At 58.2% G+C, this 16,554-nt stretch carries 25 protein-coding genes, 1 tRNA gene and 1 pseudogene; 20 read left to right on the top strand and 7 right to left on the bottom strand.

Annotated elements, in window-relative coordinates:
* Positions 1-277: 277 nt before the first annotated feature.
* Complete coding sequence (locus ACVWSC_RS22040; RefSeq protein ID WP_442109175.1) at positions 278-544, top strand: DUF3077 domain-containing protein; 267 nt, start codon at positions 278-280, stop codon at positions 542-544.
* Positions 545-665: 121 nt separating this feature from the next.
* Here the strand turns inward: ACVWSC_RS22040 and ACVWSC_RS22035 are convergent, their stop codons facing one another.
* Together ACVWSC_RS22035 and ACVWSC_RS22030 are read right to left on the bottom strand one after the other, a co-directional pair.
* Positions 666-1,139, bottom strand: coding sequence for a peroxiredoxin (locus ACVWSC_RS22035; RefSeq protein WP_442109174.1), 474 nt, complete (start codon positions 1,137-1,139; stop codon positions 666-668).
* A gap of 11 nt (positions 1,140-1,150) precedes the next feature.
* Entirely contained in the window at positions 1,151-1,711 is a 561-nt protein-coding gene (locus tag ACVWSC_RS22030) for a glycine cleavage system transcriptional repressor (RefSeq protein ID WP_442109173.1), read from the bottom strand.
* 260 nt (positions 1,712-1,971) lie between these two features.
* Here ACVWSC_RS22030 and dapA point away from each other — a divergent pair, with 260 nt between their 5' ends.
* The 19 genes and pseudogenes from dapA to ACVWSC_RS21935 all read left to right on the top strand — a co-directional run bounded on the left by dapA (position 1,972) and on the right by ACVWSC_RS21935 (position 12,228).
* Entirely contained in the window at positions 1,972-2,859 is an 888-nt protein-coding gene (gene dapA / locus ACVWSC_RS22025) for a 4-hydroxy-tetrahydrodipicolinate synthase (RefSeq protein ID WP_442109172.1), read from the top strand.
* A 17-nt stretch (positions 2,860-2,876) separates the two neighbouring features.
* Positions 2,877-3,992 carry an outer membrane protein assembly factor BamC gene (gene bamC / locus ACVWSC_RS22020; RefSeq protein WP_442109171.1) on the top strand — a complete coding sequence of 372 codons (1,116 nt, stop codon included), beginning with the start codon at positions 2,877-2,879 and terminating at the stop codon, positions 3,990-3,992.
* On the top strand, positions 3,993-4,751 hold the full coding sequence (locus ACVWSC_RS22015; RefSeq protein WP_442109170.1) for an MBL fold metallo-hydrolase: 759 nt from the start codon (positions 3,993-3,995) through the stop codon (positions 4,749-4,751).
* Between the two features lie 29 nt (positions 4,752-4,780).
* Positions 4,781-5,491 (top strand): phosphoribosylaminoimidazolesuccinocarboxamide synthase, encoded by a 711-nt coding sequence (gene purC / locus ACVWSC_RS22010; RefSeq protein WP_028943109.1) that lies wholly within the window; start codon positions 4,781-4,783, stop codon positions 5,489-5,491.
* Between the two features lie 93 nt (positions 5,492-5,584).
* Positions 5,585-5,674 (top strand) — tRNA-Ser (locus ACVWSC_RS22005).
* Between the two features lie 110 nt (positions 5,675-5,784).
* Positions 5,785-6,762, top strand: coding sequence for a tyrosine-type recombinase/integrase (locus tag ACVWSC_RS22000; protein ID WP_442109169.1), 978 nt, complete (start codon positions 5,785-5,787; stop codon positions 6,760-6,762).
* Positions 6,763-6,803: 41 nt separating this feature from the next.
* The gene (locus tag ACVWSC_RS21995; RefSeq protein ID WP_442109168.1) at positions 6,804-7,031 is read left to right on the top strand and encodes a hypothetical protein; all 228 of its coding nucleotides are present in this window, start codon (positions 6,804-6,806) and stop codon (positions 7,029-7,031) included.
* A 131-nt stretch (positions 7,032-7,162) separates the two neighbouring features.
* Positions 7,163-7,345, top strand: coding sequence for a hypothetical protein (locus ACVWSC_RS21990; protein WP_442109167.1), 183 nt, complete (start codon positions 7,163-7,165; stop codon positions 7,343-7,345).
* Between the two features lie 3 nt (positions 7,346-7,348).
* Complete coding sequence (locus ACVWSC_RS21985; RefSeq protein ID WP_442109166.1) at positions 7,349-7,687, top strand: HNH endonuclease; 339 nt, start codon at positions 7,349-7,351, stop codon at positions 7,685-7,687.
* A gap of 158 nt (positions 7,688-7,845) precedes the next feature.
* Positions 7,846-8,379: a terminase small subunit gene (locus tag ACVWSC_RS21980; RefSeq protein ID WP_442109165.1), complete on the top strand. Its 534-nt coding sequence runs from the start codon at positions 7,846-7,848 to the stop codon at positions 8,377-8,379.
* A pseudogene (locus ACVWSC_RS21975) lies at positions 8,376-8,852 on the top strand (terminase large subunit domain-containing protein); the annotation flags it as partial. The gene ACVWSC_RS21980 and the pseudogene ACVWSC_RS21975, both read left to right, overlap by 4 nt.
* Positions 8,853-8,928: 76 nt before the next feature.
* Entirely contained in the window at positions 8,929-9,147 is a 219-nt protein-coding gene (locus tag ACVWSC_RS21970) for a hypothetical protein (RefSeq protein WP_442109164.1), read from the top strand.
* Entirely contained in the window at positions 9,148-9,447 is a 300-nt protein-coding gene (locus tag ACVWSC_RS21965) for a head-tail connector protein (RefSeq protein ID WP_442109163.1), read from the top strand.
* Entirely contained in the window at positions 9,447-9,773 is a 327-nt protein-coding gene (locus ACVWSC_RS21960) for a phage head closure protein (protein ID WP_442109162.1), read from the top strand. Before ACVWSC_RS21965 ends, ACVWSC_RS21960 begins: the two co-directional genes overlap by 1 nt.
* 8 nt (positions 9,774-9,781) lie before the next feature.
* Positions 9,782-9,952 carry a hypothetical protein gene (locus tag ACVWSC_RS21955; protein WP_442109161.1) on the top strand — a complete coding sequence of 57 codons (171 nt, stop codon included), beginning with the start codon at positions 9,782-9,784 and terminating at the stop codon, positions 9,950-9,952.
* A 3-nt stretch (positions 9,953-9,955) separates the two neighbouring features.
* The gene (locus ACVWSC_RS21950) at positions 9,956-10,441 is read left to right on the top strand and encodes an HK97 gp10 family phage protein (RefSeq protein WP_442109160.1); all 486 of its coding nucleotides are present in this window, start codon (positions 9,956-9,958) and stop codon (positions 10,439-10,441) included.
* 482 nt (positions 10,442-10,923) lie between these two features.
* Positions 10,924-11,211, top strand: coding sequence for a tail fiber assembly protein (locus ACVWSC_RS21945; RefSeq protein WP_442109159.1), 288 nt, complete (start codon positions 10,924-10,926; stop codon positions 11,209-11,211).
* A gap of 61 nt (positions 11,212-11,272) precedes the next feature.
* Positions 11,273-11,704: a lysozyme gene (locus ACVWSC_RS21940; protein WP_442109158.1), complete on the top strand. Its 432-nt coding sequence runs from the start codon at positions 11,273-11,275 to the stop codon at positions 11,702-11,704.
* Complete coding sequence (locus ACVWSC_RS21935; protein ID WP_442109157.1) at positions 11,701-12,228, top strand: lysis system i-spanin subunit Rz; 528 nt, start codon at positions 11,701-11,703, stop codon at positions 12,226-12,228. Before ACVWSC_RS21940 ends, ACVWSC_RS21935 begins: the two co-directional genes overlap by 4 nt.
* 247 nt (positions 12,229-12,475) lie before the next feature.
* Here ACVWSC_RS21935 and ACVWSC_RS21930 read toward each other — a convergent pair whose 3' ends face one another.
* From ACVWSC_RS21930 to ACVWSC_RS21910, 5 genes are all read right to left on the bottom strand, one after another.
* Positions 12,476-13,096, bottom strand: coding sequence for a hypothetical protein (locus ACVWSC_RS21930; protein WP_442109156.1), 621 nt, complete (start codon positions 13,094-13,096; stop codon positions 12,476-12,478).
* A 72-nt stretch (positions 13,097-13,168) separates the two neighbouring features.
* The gene (locus tag ACVWSC_RS21925; protein WP_442109155.1) at positions 13,169-13,504 is read right to left on the bottom strand and encodes a hypothetical protein; all 336 of its coding nucleotides are present in this window, start codon (positions 13,502-13,504) and stop codon (positions 13,169-13,171) included.
* Between the two features lie 74 nt (positions 13,505-13,578).
* The gene (locus ACVWSC_RS21920) at positions 13,579-14,328 is read right to left on the bottom strand and encodes a hypothetical protein (RefSeq protein WP_442109154.1); all 750 of its coding nucleotides are present in this window, start codon (positions 14,326-14,328) and stop codon (positions 13,579-13,581) included.
* A 422-nt stretch (positions 14,329-14,750) separates the two neighbouring features.
* On the bottom strand, positions 14,751-15,845 hold the full coding sequence (tssA, locus tag ACVWSC_RS21915; RefSeq protein ID WP_442109153.1) for a type VI secretion system protein TssA: 1,095 nt from the start codon (positions 15,843-15,845) through the stop codon (positions 14,751-14,753).
* A 92-nt stretch (positions 15,846-15,937) separates the two neighbouring features.
* The gene (locus tag ACVWSC_RS21910) at positions 15,938-16,456 is read right to left on the bottom strand and encodes an Hcp family type VI secretion system effector (RefSeq protein WP_442109152.1); all 519 of its coding nucleotides are present in this window, start codon (positions 16,454-16,456) and stop codon (positions 15,938-15,940) included.
* Between the last annotated feature and the right edge of the window lie 98 nt (positions 16,457-16,554).

Below are 16,554 nucleotides of genomic sequence, written 5' to 3'. Positions count from 1 at the left end.
CTGGTCGTCTGTTTTGGCGACCGGGCGTGAGAACCCGATGATGAATATAGCGGCATGCAGTTAATGGCGGCCGTGCGCGGGCAGACTTCGGTCTGGCCGAGTTTTCCTATGTTCCCTCGGTTTCTCACCCCGCGTACGGCTGCCACCCTTTCCTGTGAGAAGGAGAGGTGGCAGCTCCTGATGGAACTAGGAGTTACGCCATGAAAAAGTTAGTCCCCGACCCACCACTTTCTCTTGCTACCAGCCCTTACCACTCCACGAAACGGAGGGCGCAGGCATGAACAACGAATCGCGCCCTGAGACGGTTGGCATCGCAACCTTTATCAGCAGCCAGCAGCCACCTATCGATTTGTTTCAAATTGCACCGGGCGTTCCCTGTGACTACGCGCTGGAGCAGGCTTCAACCTTGCTTGGCTGCGTGCACAAATTGATCATGGCTGGTGTTATGGACGAAGACGACAGCACGGTGTGGGCTGCCTATTACCTCAGCGGGTTTGCCAAGGCAATTATCGATGATGTGCACATGGGGCTGAGGAGAGGTTGAGGCCTGTCGCGGGGCAAGCCCACACTCCAGGTGGGAGCGGGCTTGCCCCGCGAGGCGATCTGGCTGACACACTGCTATCGCGGGGCAAGCCCGCTCCCACAGCAGGGGGCTGCGATCAATATCAGGCCTTGTTCAGGGCCTGAGCTTCAGCCAGTACCGCATCCACATGCCCCGGTACTTTGACCCCACGCCATTCCTTGCGCAGCACACCGTTCTTGTCGATCAGGAAGGTGCTGCGGTCTACGCCCATGTATTCCTTGCCGTACAGCTTCTTCAGCTTGATCACGTCGAACAGTTGGCACAGCGCTTCGTCTTTGTCGCTGATCAGCTCGAACGGAAACGCCTGCTTGGCCTTGAAGTTCTCGTGCGACTTGATGCCGTCACGTGAAACACCGAACACCACGGTGTTGGCCGCTTCAAAGGCCGCATGCTGGTCGCGGAAACCCTGGCCTTCAGTGGTGCAGCCTGGGGTGCTGTCCTTGGGGTAGAAGTACAGCACCACTTGCTTGCCCTTCAGCTGCGCCAGGCTGACGCTCTGGCCACTGGTGGCCTGGGCCTGGAAGTCGGCAACGGCTTGATCGAGTGCAACGGCCATGGGTAATTTCCTTACAGTGGGTTCTGTGGGCGCCAAGGTTCGATCAGCGCATCCAGGTTCAGGGCATCGGCAAAGTCCAGGAACTGGTCACGCAACCAGCTGATCTGCGTGCCGGCCGGCAGGGTCACGGTGAACGTGGCGTTGAGCATGGTGCCGCCGGTCTGTGGGGCCTGGTAGGTGTCGCAGGTGAGGTTTTCCAGCTCGACATGGTGGTCGATGAAGAACTGGCACAGCTCATTGATGATGTCCGGGCGATAGGCCGCGCTCACATAGGCCACGTACGGCAGGGCCAGCGGCCGCACTTCAAGCTCGGCGCTTCTGACCACATTCACGGTGAAGGTGTGCTTCTTGGCCAGCCCCGGCAGGGCCGCCTCGAAGCGCGCCAGGGCGTCCCAGCTGCCGGTAACCTGCAGCACCAGGGCACTGCACTCGCCGTGACGAGTCAGGCGCGAAGTCACCACCGAGCAGCGATTGTCGTTACTGGCCCGGCACAGGATGTTGGTCAGTTCCATGGGGTTGGCGCCCAGGGCACTGATGACAAGGAATTGTTCGCGAATGGTGGGGGTGGACATGCAGCATTCCTAAAGCGATGAGCGGTCGGTACCTGACGGGTCAGAATGGCGGGTGGGCGTGGTCCCGGGGCTCAGGATCGAGGCTTTGGGCACTGCCTGCGCAGGTTGTCGGCAGCCCGGCGGGCCGCTGTGTACCGATCAAAGAGAGAAGGGTAGCGAAAATGGCCGCCGAGGGGAATGCTCAAGCCTCCAGCTTCGCTTGTGCAAGGCCTTTGGCGCCAGTACCATTACCGCTCTCTTTTTCCGGCAGGAGCAGTTTCATGATTGCGGGCAGTATGGTGGCACTGGTCACACCCATGGATGCACAAGGGCGTCTTGATTGGGACAGCCTCGACAAACTTGTAGACTTCCACCTGGAAAACGGCACCCATGCGATCGTTGCAGTCGGCACCACCGGTGAGTCCGCGACCCTGGATGTCGAAGAGCACATCCTGGTCATCAAGCACGTGGTCGAGCGCGTCAAGCACAGCAAGAAGCCTATTCCGGTGATCGCCGGTACCGGTGCGAACTCCACCGCCGAAGCCGTGCACCTGACCCGCAACGCCAAGAGCGCTGGCGCCGACGCCTGCTTGCTGGTAGTACCGTACTACAACAAGCCGACCCAGGAAGGCCTGTACCAGCACTTCAAGCACATCGCTGAGTCCGTCGACATCCCGCAGATTCTGTACAACGTTCCCGGCCGCACCTCCTGCGACATGCAGGCCGAGACGGTGATCCGCCTGTCCACCGTGCCGAACATCATCGGTATCAAGGAAGCCACCGGCGACCTCAAGCGCGCCAAGGCCATCCTTGACGGCGTGAGCAAGGACTTCATCGTGCTGTCTGGCGATGATCCGACCGCTGTCGAGCTGATCCTGATGGGCGGCAAAGGCAACATCTCTGTTACCGCCAACGTCGCCCCGCGCGAAATGGCCGATCTGTGCGAGGCCGCCCTTGAGGGCAATGCCGAGAAGGCTCGCGCAATCAACGAAAAACTCATGCCGCTGCACAAAGACCTGTTCATCGAAGCCAACCCGATTCCGGTGAAGTGGGCTTTGGTGGAAATGGGCCTGATGCACAAAGGCATCCGCCTGCCGCTGACCTGGCTGAGCGAATCCTGTCACGACACGGTACGCCAGGCGATGCGCCAGTGCGGCCTGCAGTATTAATTGAGGACGTACACCGCATGAAGCGATTGGCTGGACTTTCCGCCCTTGCCTTGATCATCTCCAGCACCAGCGGTTGTGGCTGGTTGTGGGGCGAAGAGGGTTACTTCCGTGACCGCGGCAGCGACTACCTGGAGGCCACTCAAAAGGCGCCGATGCAGCTGCCACCGGACATCAGCAGCGCCAAGCGCCTTGACCCGCTGTTGCCGATCCCGCGTAACGTCGCCGATGACAACGTCAAGGGCGAGTTCGAGGTGCCACGTCCGCAGCCGTTGAGCGCAGGCGCCGACATCAGCGACTTCAGCCTGCAGAAGAGCGGCAGCAGCCGTTGGGTACTGGCCCAGCGTTCGCCGGCCGAAGTCTGGCCAGTGGCCCGGCAGTTCTTTGAAGACAACGGTTTCCGTATCGCTGAAGAACGTCCGCAAACCGGTGAGTTCAACACCACCTGGCAGCGTTTTGACGAACTTTCCGGTGCCATGGCCAATCGTCTGGCCAGTGCCTCGAGCAGCCGTGACAACGAAGTGCGTGCCCGTGTGCGCATCGAGCCAGGCGTTCAGCGCAACACCAGTGAAGTCTACATCGTCAGCATCGAGCGCCCGGCGGGCAGCACGGCTGATACGGCGTTCCCGAGCAGTTCGCAGAACACCGGTGTCGACGCCATGCTGGTCGACGAAATGCTTGCCAGCATGACCCGCAGCGCCGAGAAGGGCGGTTCGGTGTCGTTGCTCGCTGCACGTGATTTCGACGCACCAAGCCGCGTAACCCTGAGCGAAGACGGCAGCGGCAACCCGGTACTGAACCTGGGCGCCGACCTTGACCGTGCCTGGTCCAGTGTGGGCCGGGCGCTGGAGCAGGGCGAATGGCGCATTGAAGACATCAACCGCAGCCTGGGCCTGTACTACATCAACCTGGCTGAAAAAGCCGAGGCCAAAGACCAGGAGCCTGGCTTCTTCGGCAAGCTGTTCGGCAGCGCGCCAAGCGCTGAAGAGCGTGAAGCCCGTGCCGAACGTTACCAGGTGCGTCTGAGCAAGGTCGGTGACAGCGTCCAGGTTACTGTCGAGAAGAACATCAACACCGTGGCCCCGGCAGATGTTGCCCGTCGCGTGCTGAGCGTGATTCAGGACAACCTGGGTTAAGTGCGCTTCGCCGTACTTGGAAGTGGAAGCCAGGGAAATGGCACGCTGATCGCCAGTGACAATACCCTTGTTCTGGTTGATTGCGGCTTTTCCCTGCGCGAAACCGAGCGGCGCCTGGCGCTGCTCGGCGTTTCAGCCCAGCAGTTGAGTGCGGTGCTGGTGACCCATGAACATGCCGACCACGTGCATGGGGTCGGGTTGCTGGCACGGCGCTACAATGTACCGGTCTACCTGAGCCGCGGCACCCTGCGGGGCATGCGCAAACCGGTTGAGGCAGCAGGGTTTCTGGCAGCCGATGAGCACCTGCAGATCGGTGGTTTGTGTATCCAGGCGGTGGGTGTCAGCCACGACGCGCTGGAGCCGTTGCAGTATGTGTTTGACGACGGCAGCCGCCGTTTCGGCGTACTGACCGACCTTGGCTCCTACGACGCCGCGCTGCTGGAACGTTACCAGGGCCTGGATGCCTTGCTGATCGAGGCCAACCACTGTCGCGACTTGCTCGGACGCGGGCCTTACCCGATGTTTCTCAAGCAGCGGGTGGGTGGCGACTACGGACATTTGAACAACCATCAGGCCGCGCGCCTGGTGTCGGAGTTGGGTTGGCAGAACCTGCAGCATCTGGTGCTGGCCCACCTCAGTAGCAAGAACAACCAGCCACAGCTGGCCCGGCAATGTTTCGTCGACACCCTCGGGTGCGACCCGGACTGGCTGCAAGTGGCCAACCAGGATTGCGGGCTCGACTGGCGCGAAATCGTCTAGCCCATCTTATTTAGCAAGCGGAGCCCATCATGGAAAAACGTGAAGAACTCTACCGCGGCAAAGCCAAGTCGGTTTACAAAACTGACGACGCTGACCGCTTGATCCTGCTGTTTCGCAACGACACCTCGGCGTTCGACGGCAAGCGTATCGAACAGCTCGACCGCAAGGGTATGGTGAACAACAAGTTCAACGCCTTCATCATGCAAAAGCTTGAAGAAGCCGGCATTCCTACCCAGTTCGACAAACTGCTGGGCGACAACGAGTGCCTGGTCAAGAAGCTCGACATGATCCCGGTTGAATGCGTTGTGCGTAACTACGCCGCCGGTAGCCTGGTCAAGCGCCTGGGCGTGGAAGAGGGCATCAAGCTCGAGCCTTCGACCTTCGAACTGTTCCTCAAGAACGACGAGAAAGGCGATCCGTTCATCAACGAATCCCACGTAGTGGCTTTCGGTTGGGGCACTGCTGAGCAACTGGCAAAAATGAAAGCCCTGTCGCTCAAGGTCAACGAAGTGCTGAACAAGCTGTTCGACGACGCAGGCCTGCTGCTGGTCGACTTCAAGCTGGAGTTCGGCGTATTCCACGGCGAGATCGTTCTGGGTGATGAGTTCAGCCCGGACGGCTGCCGCCTGTGGGACAAAGAAACCCGCAAGAAAATGGACAAAGACCGCTTCCGTCAGGGTCTGGGCGACGTTATCGAAGCCTACGAAGAAGTTGCCAAGCGCCTGGGCGTGCCGCTGTAAGCGGCAAGTTCACGCAAGCGCCTGATACCACGCGAATTTTTTTCGCAAACAGGCTTTGCCTTTCGGCAAACTGCTGGTATCATGCGCGCCACTGGAGAGATGCCGGAGTGGCCGAACGGGACGGATTCGAAATCCGTTGTACTGGCAACAGTACCTAGGGTTCAAATCCCTATCTCTCCGCCATATTAAAGGCCCCGAGCGCTTATAGCCCTCGGGGCTTTTTTCGTTTGGGGGAAATTTGGGGGAATTGGGGGAGGGTGATATTCCCCCAAGCGTCCGCTATCATCCCCGCCATGGCCTACTACGAGAAACGCGGGGACGCCTGGCGCGCCCAGATCCGCAGAAAAGGATATCCAACTCTTTCCGCCACCTTCGACACTAAGGCGGAAGCTCAGCGCTGGGCTGCCGAGATCGAAGGTGATATGTCGCGTGCGCGCTTTGTCGATATGCGCGAGGCCGAGAGCACTACCCTGGCCGAGGCGCTGGACCGATACCTGTCCGAGGTGACCTCGACCAAGAAGGGCGCCAAGCAGGAAGAGGTCCGCATCAAGAAGTGGAAGGAGCACAAGCTCGCCACCAAAGGTCTGGCAGCCATCCGCTCAAGCGACATGGCGGCCTACCGCGATGCCGAACTGAAGGAAGGGAAGTCGACGGCGACAGTACGCCTCAACCTGGCCGTGATCAGCCATCTCTACACGGTGGCCACCAAGGAATGGGGCATTGAAGGACTGACCAACCCGTGCCGGGCGATCCGCATGCCGAAGGGCAGCAAGGAGCGTGATCGGCGCCCAACGCCAGCAGAGCTCACTGCTCTCTACAAGTCTGCAGGTCAGATGAATGCCCAGCTTCCGGTGTTCATTGAATTGGCGGTAGAGACGGCAATGCGCCGATCTGAATTGCTGCTGCTGCGCCGCGACCAAGTGCGAGGCAAGGTCGCTTACCTAGAAGACACGAAGAACGGTGAGCGTCGGGCGGTACCGCTGTCCTCTCGGGCAATCACTCTGCTCGAGGGGCTACCCACGCCGATCAACGGCGGCCGATACTTCAATCTAGCCCTCAACACAATCAGCAACTACTTTCCCAGGGCTTGTGAGGCTGCTGGAATAGAAGGGCTGCGCCTTCATGATCTTCGTCACGAGGCGACCAGTCGATTCTTCGAGCGCGGCTTCACCATGATGGAGGTCGCGAGTATCACTGGCCACAAAACACTGGCAATGCTCAAGCGTTACACCCACCTCAGCCCGCAGGACCTCGCCGAAAAGCTTGGTTAATTTCAATTTTCAAATCAGTGCAAGTTATCAAAGGAGTGAAGATGTTTAGTTTGCCGGAAGGGATTCGCAGAGTATGTATTGTCGTAGGGCTTATAGCGGTTATTGGCTGGCTATTTTTCATCGGTAAAACGCCGCTTCAATGGCTAGATATGCGCCTTGATCATCTTGCATACACGGCGGCTATTTCGTTAGCTGCGTACTTAAGCCCGTTCATCGTTTGCAGAATCGTCATCTGGGTAAAGGACGGCTTTACTAAGGCTGCAAACTAAATAACGGGCAGCGCGGAAAACATGCTAGGCCACAGTCCGTAGAGATGGCGGGTCTTTCCGCTTGCGTCCTGGCTTCGGTTTGTATACACAGTTCCTGGCCAAGAAGGCCGGCATCACCACTGGAGAGCGCAATGAGCCAAGCCAGTAGCAAGGCCGAGTATTACCAACTCAAGGGCATGGTCAGCGAGATGCCGAAGGAAGAGCAGGCCGAGGTGGCCAAGGCCGAGGCTGAAGTGCTCGCGCTCGCTGCCAGCTCGCCGGCTGCACTGATCGGCGCGACTATGGCGATGATCAAGCTCGCCCTTGAGGCGTAACTGATGGCTAGGCTCAAGACGCTGGGTTCTCGGATCAAGGAAAGTGCAGGCTCGCGGGTCAAGGTGGTGTCACCAGGCAGCTGGAGGAGCGGCATGACCAGCTCCCAGCGCGGCTACGACTACAAGTGGCAGAAGGCCCGAGAGCAGTACCTGCGCGACAACCCGCTGTGCGTCTACTGCGCTCGGCAAGGCCGAACGACTGCCGCCAACATCGTTGACCACATCGTCGCGCACCGCGGCGACAAGGATCTCTTCTGGGATCAGACTAACTGGCAGTCGCTTTGCAAGACCTGTCACGACTCGGTGAAGCAGGCCGAGGAGGCTGCTGGCCTGCTTGGCTGACCGTCAGCAGAATGGCGCGCAGCGGGCTGAGGCGCCATCGAAGCACGCCATTGACGTGCTGGTAGGGTAGGGGGTGGTCAAATGATAGTAATTCTCATGTAGCTAGACCGCCCTCGACCCCACGTACAGATTTTTTTCCCCCACAGGACTTTTGTTAAATGGCTTTAACATCCCGAAAGCGCGCATTCATCGCTGCGCTTAGGGAAGGTGCGTCCAATCGGGACGCAGCTGTGGCGGCTGGTTATTCGGAGAAGACAGCGTCTGCGTCGGGGTCTCGGCTGGTTAAGGACAAGGATGTGGCGGCCGAGTTGGCCAAGCTCCGCGCCCTGGGTCTGATGCCGCCAGATGTTAAAGCGCATGTTAAAGCTAAGCATGCGCCGGAACCCTCCCCGCAGGCTGAGACGGCGACCGAGTCGGCCCCAGCGAAGGACGAACACGACGACCCGGAGCCGGCCGGCTTCGACCTTATGCAGGCGCTACTGCACCGCGACCCGAAGGACTTTCTGCTGTCGGTGATGAACGACCTGGAGTCTGAGCCAAAGCTGCGCGTCGATGCAGCCAAGGCCTTGATGCCATTCGTGCATCCTCGCAAAGGGGAGAGCGGCAAGAAGGACCAGGCCCAGGCCAAAGCTGAGCAGGCCTCGACCGGTAAGTTCGGCGCCCGGCGTGGGCCGCTGAGGTCGGTGAAATGACGGACTGGACAACTGCATGCCCCGATTGGGAGCAGCGCATCGTTGCGCGCCAGAGCCTGATTCCCTTCAAGCCGCTGTTCCCGGCCGAGGCCGAGGAAGCCCTCGATGTGTTCGGTGCACTCCGCATGGTCGATGCCACCGGCAGCCCGCTGATGTCGGAGACTGTGCGCGACTGGGTCAATCAGTTCGTAGCCGCCATCTTCGGGGCCTACGACCCGGATGAAGGCCGGCGCCTGGTCAGCGAGTTCATGCTGCTGATCAGCAAGAAGAACGGCAAGTCCACGATCGCCGCCGGAATCATGCTCACGGCATTGATCCTGAATTGGCGGCCCTCGGGTGAGTTCATCATCCTGGCGCCGACGAAGGAAATCGCTGACAACTCCTATATCCCGATCCGCGACATGGTGCGGGCAGATGAGGAGCTCGACGCTCTACTAAAGGTGCAGGATCACCTACGTACGGTCACTCAAAGGCCGGTTCCCGACTGGCGTGTAACCCAACCCCAACGAAGGCCGGCGCATTGCCGGCCTCTTCGTTTCTGGAGGCAGCATGAAAATCAAGATTCTGTGGGGCTTCGTTGGTAATGGCGCGCTGTTGGGCGCCGACTCCAACAAGATCAAGGCCGGCGCGACTTTCGAAGAAGCCGATGACGAATACGCTCACACACTGATCGGTAAGGGCCTGGCAGTTGAGATCGATGCCAATGGTAAGCCGCGGCTGGCCAAGCCCAAGGAAGCCAAGCCAGTCGCGCCGAAAGAGGCCAAGTAGATGCTCGACCTGCTTAGCGTGAAGATGCATTTGCGGGTCGACGGCGACGAAGAAGATGTCTTGATTGGCGGCTACGTCGCAGCGGCCAAGGCACACGTCGAGCAGCACTGCGACCGAAAGCTGGTCGAAACAGACCCAGTTGAGCCCGAGGAAATGGGGCTGACCAGCGATGTCGAGCAGGCAGTCCTGCTGCTGGTCGGTCACTGGTACGCCAATCGCGAGGCCGTGGCCGTGGGCACCATCGCCACCGCCATGCCTCTCGCAGTCGAAAGGCTGCTCTGGTACAGGAAACGCTTCTGATGAGAGCCGGACCCATGCGACACCGCTGCCGGGTGCTCAAGCTTCACAGGGAGCAGAACAGCTCCGGCGGCTTTGATGAAACTTGGCTGGAGGCGGGTGAGATTTGGGCGGAGGTCACTACTCCGACCGGCCGGGTTTCGCCTGTGGCCGAGCAGTTGCAGGTGGTGATCAGCGCCGAGATTCGCATCCGCCCTCGGTCGGACATCGAGGCCGGCTGGCGGCTAGCCGAAAAACGCACGGGCAAGACCTACAAAGTCGAGGCCCCGCTGCCCAACAACGAACGGGACATGCTGCGGCTGCTCTGCTCCAGCGTCCCGAACCCATGAGGTGAACAATGAAAATCCGTGCACTGGGTGTGCTCTCGGGCGCCGTCGGCGACCGTGCGAAGGGTGAAACCTTCGAAGTCTCGGCTGATATCGGCAAAGGCTTGATTGTCCGCGGCTATGCCGAGGAAGTCGTAGAAAAGGCCGTGAAACCAGCCAAGGCCGAGCCGGCCAAGGAGTGACCCATGGCGGTTCGCCGATCTCGAATGTCCGGCGACTTCAAGCTTCGTCGGCTGCTGCACAACATTCACAGGAACGTGGACAACGAGCTAAAGCCGGCAATGCAGGTGGCAGCTGACCGTATCCTGGGGACGATGAAAAGCCTGGTACCGAAAGACACAGGCGATGCCGCAGCAGCGCTGACGGCGTTCGTATCGTCCAGCGGCCTGAATGCTGAGATTGGCCTGCGCGGCAAACTCAACAATCAGCGCTACTTCTACTTACGCTTCATCGAGTACGGCACCAAAGGGTACTCAGGCAAGTTGTACCACCGTGCTGATATCAACGCTGTCGGCGGAACTCATACCACCAATCGCGACCGTTCGAAGCTTAGCGGCAAGAATCGGCTTGGGCGTCGGGATACGAAGAATAAGAGCGACGGCACCACCTTCTTCGGCAAGTATCCGGATATTCCGGCCCGGCCGGCACGCTGTTTGCCTCCCGCCCAATGAAACCCCTTTAAATCACTTTTCAAATTGGAGATCTTCCATGCCCTGGTACAGAACAGGCACGGTCGCGATCACGGCCGGCCAAACGACGGTGACCGGTACTGGCACCAACTTTCCAGCGAACGCCCGGGTTGGCGATGCGCTTCAGGGGCCCGATGGCCGCTGGTACGAAGTGACTAACATCACCAGCGCTATGGTGCTCAGCATTCTGCCTGCGTACCAGGGGGCCACTGTTGCTGGCGGCTCCTACGGTCTGGCGCCAATGCAGGGTTACGTGAAGGAATCAGCGGACCGACTGCGTCAGATCGTCAACGATTTTGGCGGTACGTTGGCATTGTTCGGCGGGGCTACCTCTGTGCCTACGCTGCTCCAGAACATCGGAGCGGCAGCGCGGGGTTCAAACAGTGACATTACATCTCTGACTGGTCTCACTACTGCGCTCAGCATTGCCCAGGGCGGTTCACTGGACCGATGGAACCACGCTGGTGCATGCCAAATATGGCGCGGTCGGTTGGTGGCAGGCCAGTGATGAAGAGATCGCTACCATGTTGCCGCTGATGAAGGTCAAGGACGCTGAGCAAGAAGCCTTGACCCTGCGCCGGGTCGCCGATGCTGCCATTGCTCCGCTGCAGGACGCCGTGGACCTTGAAGAGGCCACCACTGCTGAGGCCGATACCCTGAAGGCCTGGAAGAAATACCGCATCGCGCTCATTCGCGTACCTGAGCAGCCAGGCTACCCCGACACAATCGACTGGCCAGCGCCACCGGCCTGACTTTTACCGCACCCAAAGCACCCGCCATCGAGCGGGTTTATTTTTGCCTGGAGAAAAGAGAATGCGTACATCGCAACGGGGCTTAAGCCTGATCAAGTCCTTTGAGGGCCTGCGCACGCTGGCCTATCGGGACGCCGTCGGCGTCTGGACCATCGGCTATGGCGCCACCCGTGGGGTTAAGCCTGGCATGTCGGTCACCAAGGAACAGGCCGAACGCATGCTGCTCAATGATGTGCAGCGCTTCGAGCCGGAAGTCTCGCGCCTGGTGACGGTACCGCTGAACGCCAATCAGTGGGATGCCTTGCTCAGCTTCACCTACAACCTCGGCGCGGCCAATCTTGAGTCGTCGACGCTGCTGCGCAAGCTCAATGCCGGAGACTACGCCGGCGCCGCCGAGCAATTCCCACGTTGGAACAAGGCGGGCGGTAAGGTGCTGCCAGGGCTGGTGCGGCGCCGCGAGGCCGAGCGGATGCTGTTTTTGGAGGCAGCATGAACTGGCTGAAGCTTGTCCCGGGCTGGTGCTGGTGGGTTCTGGCGTTGCTGGTGGTCGCTGGAGCCCAGCAAATTCGCGTAGGAGCGAGCCAGCTCGACGCTGCTGAGGTGCGCCAAGAATTGGCCGACCAGGGATTGGCCTACCAGCGGGAGCGAGAGGCTGCTGCCATGGCTGTGATCGATTGGCAGAAGGGAGAGCAGGGGCGGCGGCAGGTGCTTGAGGCTCGCCTCAAGTCATTAGACGAAACCCACTTCAAGGAATTTAGTGATGCACAGAAAAATATTTCTCTGCTGCGCGATCGCCTCGCTACTGCTGACCTCCGGCTGTCAGTCCTACTCGCCACCCCAAGTGGTGGCAGTGGAGTGTCAGCCACCACCAACGCCGGCGGCGTGGTTCATGGAGCCGCGCGAGGCGAACTTGACCCAGCGCATGCTCAACGAATTGTCGTCATCACCGGAGACGGTGACGAAGGATTAATCGCTCTGCGAGCGTGCCAAGCGTACGTGCGCACTATGCTTCCTTGAGCCTGCACCGCCTGAAGAGTGTCAGGATCTCAGGAATTTCTCTCAATTGCCTTCTTCGGTTCATCTAATGATTAATATTCGAGGGAGGCAGTGAGTTGATTTTTCTGTCCCTTGTAGTAAGCATATGGGCAATTAGAAGTGGCGCGGAGGATGTTGCCAATGTGGACTTCGCGCTAGCGAACCGCCATCCACCTAAAAGGTTTAGCTTGGTGAGTGTGATCATTTCAAGCTCACTCAAGGAATTAATTCAAATGCTTATTGAAGCCCAGTGCTCTATTGTTTTGGCGTCTATTTTTTTAGTGAGACGCTCATAAATTTTTGATCGTATTCCTCCCCTCTCGTTCATAGTTATTGAGTTGGATGCGTACTCTTTTAATGCGATTTTCATGAAGCCATTGGAGAGCTTGCTACTCAAGTGCTGTAATGTTTTGAAGTCAGCAAATGCCTCGGCGCCCACCAGATCCATAGTTCTTTCTGCAGTGTTGAAGTTTTTTTGCCTGTTGAAATCCAGTGCGTGCATAAGCTCATGGTGCAATGCGTTGTATCGCCAAAGCCATTTTATATTCTCGGCAGCATCGGGGGTTAGAGCGTTTTCGTTAATGAAAACCGCGCTGCAGCCTTTTCCGGATTTTAGGAAGTTAATAGTGTAGCCGCCTGCGCCGCCTGCACCGTACTCGGATGGCGACTCAAACTCAATCGCAGAGTCCTCAAAGTAAAGCTTCTCATCGAACTCGACTTTATATCTCTCTAGAAGGTCTGACCCGTCACCAATTATTTCTGGCGGGACTAGGTAGATGTCAGAAGTCAGCCCGACATACCTATTTGCTAGGCCCTCATACTGTTCCTTAAAAAATTGAGCTCCGTCCATTGGTTTCTCGTTGTTCTGGCCATGGATGATGGGGATTTATTGAGCTGAAAAGGGACAAGCAGCAGTTCTCGATCAGCGCGTTATGGGTTGCTCGCGATGCTTTAGCTCTAATAGCAAGTCCTGGCTCCCGCGCCTGAAGACAGCAGCTACTGACTCTAGCCAGTTGGCTACGACTTCTGCGGCTTCAGGTCGGCTTTCTGGCTCCCACGACATGACATGCTCTTCAAGAAGTGATTGAAGGTCAAACTCTCCTCCAGCTTGATGGATCAGACTCAAAAGCGTTGACTGCTCGGGTAAGCCCTGCTCGATGGCGGTATCTACAAGATCCATAGTATCGACGCCTATGAAGGGTCTAAGTTCCTCGTTATCGGGTATTTCAAATGTAATTTTTAATTTACTAGGTCTCATATATAATTCTCATTGCAATACTGCTTAATGCCAGCTGGTTATTTGCTTGTCTGGCATATTTTCTGGGCTTTGGGTTAGGAGCTGATTGAGGCCAGGAAAGGCAGCCATGGGGCAATTACTGGTCCGGCTAGTTTTAGAGTTGTCTCTGTTATTTGTATCGAGTTGTTTACATTGCCGATGAGCTCAAATATGGATTTCATAAGCCCTTTTGAAGAGCCATTCACCTGATCGCTAATATCTGCACTGTGGCGGCTCATCGTCCCCCAAATGCGGTCTATTTCGTCTTCAATTCCCTGTGCTCCATAAATTTTGTAAGAGAGCAGAGCCTGGCGCAGCGACTCAAGGTTATCCTTGAAGAAGCGTTTTAGTGCAACGGGTAGGTCAGAGTCAATGCACTGCAGCAGCAGTTTATCCAGTTGCTCAACGAACGTTTTTACCAGATCAGCATTTAAGGTCGTCTTGCCAAACTGAGGCTCAAGGACGTGATCCCCAAATGCCAAAGCGCTCAGAGTGGCCTCGTCTAGATGTTGTCTGTGCTGAGCCCACCTAGATGTGAGGTCAATTTTTTTGAAAAGATTATCAATCTTTGCAAAAGGAGCGAGATAGATGGTTTGGTCGCCAGGGATCCCGTCAATTAAGGCTTGCTTAGCCTCGCCTTGGAGGTGGATCAGATTCGCAATGCTTTTCAGTAGCGCTCCAGTGTCCCCATTAGGCACACCAAGCACTGTCTGCCAAACAGCGTGAGTTGGCGACCCATCACCGTGACCACTGGCCTCGCGCAAAATGGCATAGAGGCGTCCTACCGGGTTGTTCTTAATTTCCATTTCCAATTCCTGTTGAAAGCAGGGAGTTTCGCGCTAGCTCCGAGGCTGGATCGCGGCGCAAAAGCCGCTGTCCAGCCAATATGGTGCCGAAATGCTATCAAGAATCTTGGGGGAATTTTGGGGGAATTGGTCCCCCGAATTATGTGGAGTGCTGTTGTGTTGTGTGTTGTTTAAGGTGTTGAAATTATTGAGTTTGATGAAAAAAGATTAATAATTTATGAGGTTTAAAACGGATTCGAAATCCGTTGTACTGGCAACAGTACCTAGGGTTCAAATCCCTATCTCTCCGCCATACATGTAAAGCGCGAAACCCCTGACTTCTCACGAGAAGCCAGGGGTTTTGTGTTTTTGGCGACTGCATTTAGTGCGCCAGGCACTGGCGTTGCAATTGCCAGTGCCCCCGCCGAGGCTTTCTGGCCGCCTTATCGCTGTTCGCGCGTCCCCAGCACATCACGAATGTTGTCCACTACATTGCTGTCCTTGATCACGTCACTCAGCCAGCCTTCAAGCGGCATGTTGCCCCATTTGATGGCGCGCTCGATCAGGTAGGGGACCGGGCTTTGCGGTTCGCTCTGTTTGAAGAACTGGGCGATGCCCGCGAGCATGGTGAAGGCTTCATCACGGGTCAGTGGCGTGGTGCGCATTGGCGCGGGCGCGGTGGCCTGGGGGCTGGTGGTCATCGGTTCACCTGATTCGGCGGCAGGGGGCGTTGCGGCGCTGGGTTCGGGTGTTGCCACGGCCACCGGGTGCAGTTCGACGCCGCGGTCCTTGAGCAGCTTTTCTGCCAGTTGGCCGGCCCGCGCCAGCATGTCGGCAAGGCTGGCGAAGCTCGGGGCTTCGTGGCCGAACAGGCGGTCGGTGGTCGCTTGCAGGTGATTGCAGGCCTGCAAGCTGGCGGCGATTTGCTGGGCCTTGGTACGCAGGTGTTCGGTGTCGCTCAGTGCCACTGAGCGCTGGAAGATCTCGGCGTTGATCTTGCCCTCGTCCAATGCGCTTTGCATCGCCTTGGCATTTTGCAAGGCAAGGTTCTCTACATGGCGTGATTCGTCATAGCGCAGCACGCCGAAATGCTGCCCTTGGGTAATGGGCAAGCCACCGGCAATGTCGGTGAGGGTGGTTTTCAGCCAGGACAGGCGCGCAGCCCGTTCGTCCAGGCCGTCTTCGAGTGAGGGGTGGGCGGTGTCCCAGAAGGTGTCGAGGATCCGCGCGGTCAGTTCAAGGCCGAAGGTAATGCCCTGAAAATGCTCGCGCTGGGCCAGGCCTTCGCTGAGCCAGGCCACCAGCATCAGGTCTTTGCTCTGTTGCGCCAGCCCCTGGGCGGAGAGGTTGATGGCCTTCTCCCAGTCGGCGGTCTTCAGGTCGGCTTGCCAGTCGCCCTGGGTCAAGTAGTCAGGGTCTGCCCGGCGTGCCTCCTTGATCTGGTCGAACAAGGCGGAGAAGCTCAAGTCTTCGCCGCTGCCACCGTTGATCGGCGCGGTCAGTTCGGCCAGCGAAAGGTCATTGAGGAATTCAGGCATAAAGCACTCTGATCAGGGGAGGGGAAGCGCGCCGGCCAGGCCGGCACGCTGCGTGGTATGGGCCGTGTGTACGGCCCATCGCAAACAAACGCTTAGGCGAAAACTTTGTTCGCGGTGCGGTCCCAGCCGCCGACGATGTTGCCGCCAGCCTGGCCGTCGGTACGGTTCTGCTGGGTGTAGGTGGTTTTGATACGGGCGAAGTTGAAGCTGATTTCTTCGATTGGCAGGTCGCTGACCGCCTTGTCTTCACCGGCCTGGTTGCCGCCGGCGAGGAACTTGACCGACGACACCACAACTTCTTCCATGTCGATGGTCAGGTAGGTGACTTTGTCACCACCGGCGCGGTTGACGTTGAGCTTCAGTTTGGCAATGTGCTTGCCGGTGCAGCAGTGTTCGAACAGCTTGGCCGAGGCCTTGTCGACAGCCTTGCGGATCTTGAAGTCGCTCAGTGCTACGCGCTCGGAGGATGCACCGCCCGAGGAGCTGGCGGTCGCCGAGGTGGCCTGGGTGGCGCCGTACTCGTAGCCCAGCACTTCGATCCAGTCCTTGTGTTTTTCATCCAGTACTTCGCCTGGGATGCCGTCGATTTGGATATACGCGTCAAAAGCCATTGTGAAACTCTCCATTAACATCATTTAAAGGGACACTCATGCGCCCTTTGGTTTTGACCTCTGTGATCACGCCAGCAGAGGTAGCTTGCCGCCACCCG

It is taken from the genome of Pseudomonas sp. NUPR-002, assembly GCF_056322725.1.
Note: the sequence above shows the minus strand (reverse complement) of the source record. Positions and strands in the feature narration are given on the sequence as shown.

Coding starts and splice junctions, on each gene's coding strand:
- ACVWSC_RS22035 (WP_442109174.1), bottom strand. CDS start 1,139: ATGGCCGTTGCACTCGATCAAGCCGTTGCCGACTTCCAGGCCCAGGCC.
- ACVWSC_RS21930 (WP_442109156.1), bottom strand. CDS start 13,096: ATGGACGGAGCTCAATTTTTTAAGGAACAGTATGAGGGCCTAGCAAAT.
- tssA (WP_442109153.1), bottom strand. CDS start 15,845: ATGCCTGAATTCCTCAATGACCTTTCGCTGGCCGAACTGACCGCGCCG.
- ACVWSC_RS21985 (WP_442109166.1), top strand. CDS start 7,349: ATGGCTAGGCTCAAGACGCTGGGTTCTCGGATCAAGGAAAGTGCAGGC.
- ACVWSC_RS21990 (WP_442109167.1), top strand. CDS start 7,163: ATGAGCCAAGCCAGTAGCAAGGCCGAGTATTACCAACTCAAGGGCATG.
- ACVWSC_RS21950 (WP_442109160.1), top strand. CDS start 9,956: ATGGCGGTTCGCCGATCTCGAATGTCCGGCGACTTCAAGCTTCGTCGG.
- ACVWSC_RS21910 (WP_442109152.1), bottom strand. CDS start 16,456: ATGGCTTTTGACGCGTATATCCAAATCGACGGCATCCCAGGCGAAGTA.
- ACVWSC_RS21980 (WP_442109165.1), top strand. CDS start 7,846: ATGGCTTTAACATCCCGAAAGCGCGCATTCATCGCTGCGCTTAGGGAA.
- ACVWSC_RS21940 (WP_442109158.1), top strand. CDS start 11,273: ATGCGTACATCGCAACGGGGCTTAAGCCTGATCAAGTCCTTTGAGGGC.
- ACVWSC_RS21955 (WP_442109161.1), top strand. CDS start 9,782: ATGAAAATCCGTGCACTGGGTGTGCTCTCGGGCGCCGTCGGCGACCGT.
- ACVWSC_RS21920 (WP_442109154.1), bottom strand. CDS start 14,328: ATGGAAATTAAGAACAACCCGGTAGGACGCCTCTATGCCATTTTGCGC.
- ACVWSC_RS22030 (WP_442109173.1), bottom strand. CDS start 1,711: ATGTCCACCCCCACCATTCGCGAACAATTCCTTGTCATCAGTGCCCTG.
- ACVWSC_RS22040 (WP_442109175.1), top strand. CDS start 278: ATGAACAACGAATCGCGCCCTGAGACGGTTGGCATCGCAACCTTTATC.
- purC (WP_028943109.1), top strand. CDS start 4,781: ATGGAAAAACGTGAAGAACTCTACCGCGGCAAAGCCAAGTCGGTTTAC.
- ACVWSC_RS22000 (WP_442109169.1), top strand. CDS start 5,785: ATGGCCTACTACGAGAAACGCGGGGACGCCTGGCGCGCCCAGATCCGC.
- ACVWSC_RS21925 (WP_442109155.1), bottom strand. CDS start 13,504: ATGAGACCTAGTAAATTAAAAATTACATTTGAAATACCCGATAACGAG.
- bamC (WP_442109171.1), top strand. CDS start 2,877: ATGAAGCGATTGGCTGGACTTTCCGCCCTTGCCTTGATCATCTCCAGC.
- ACVWSC_RS21995 (WP_442109168.1), top strand. CDS start 6,804: ATGTTTAGTTTGCCGGAAGGGATTCGCAGAGTATGTATTGTCGTAGGG.
- ACVWSC_RS21970 (WP_442109164.1), top strand. CDS start 8,929: ATGAAAATCAAGATTCTGTGGGGCTTCGTTGGTAATGGCGCGCTGTTG.
- dapA (WP_442109172.1), top strand. CDS start 1,972: ATGATTGCGGGCAGTATGGTGGCACTGGTCACACCCATGGATGCACAA.
- ACVWSC_RS21965 (WP_442109163.1), top strand. CDS start 9,148: ATGCTCGACCTGCTTAGCGTGAAGATGCATTTGCGGGTCGACGGCGAC.
- ACVWSC_RS21935 (WP_442109157.1), top strand. CDS start 11,701: ATGAACTGGCTGAAGCTTGTCCCGGGCTGGTGCTGGTGGGTTCTGGCG.
- ACVWSC_RS21960 (WP_442109162.1), top strand. CDS start 9,447: ATGAGAGCCGGACCCATGCGACACCGCTGCCGGGTGCTCAAGCTTCAC.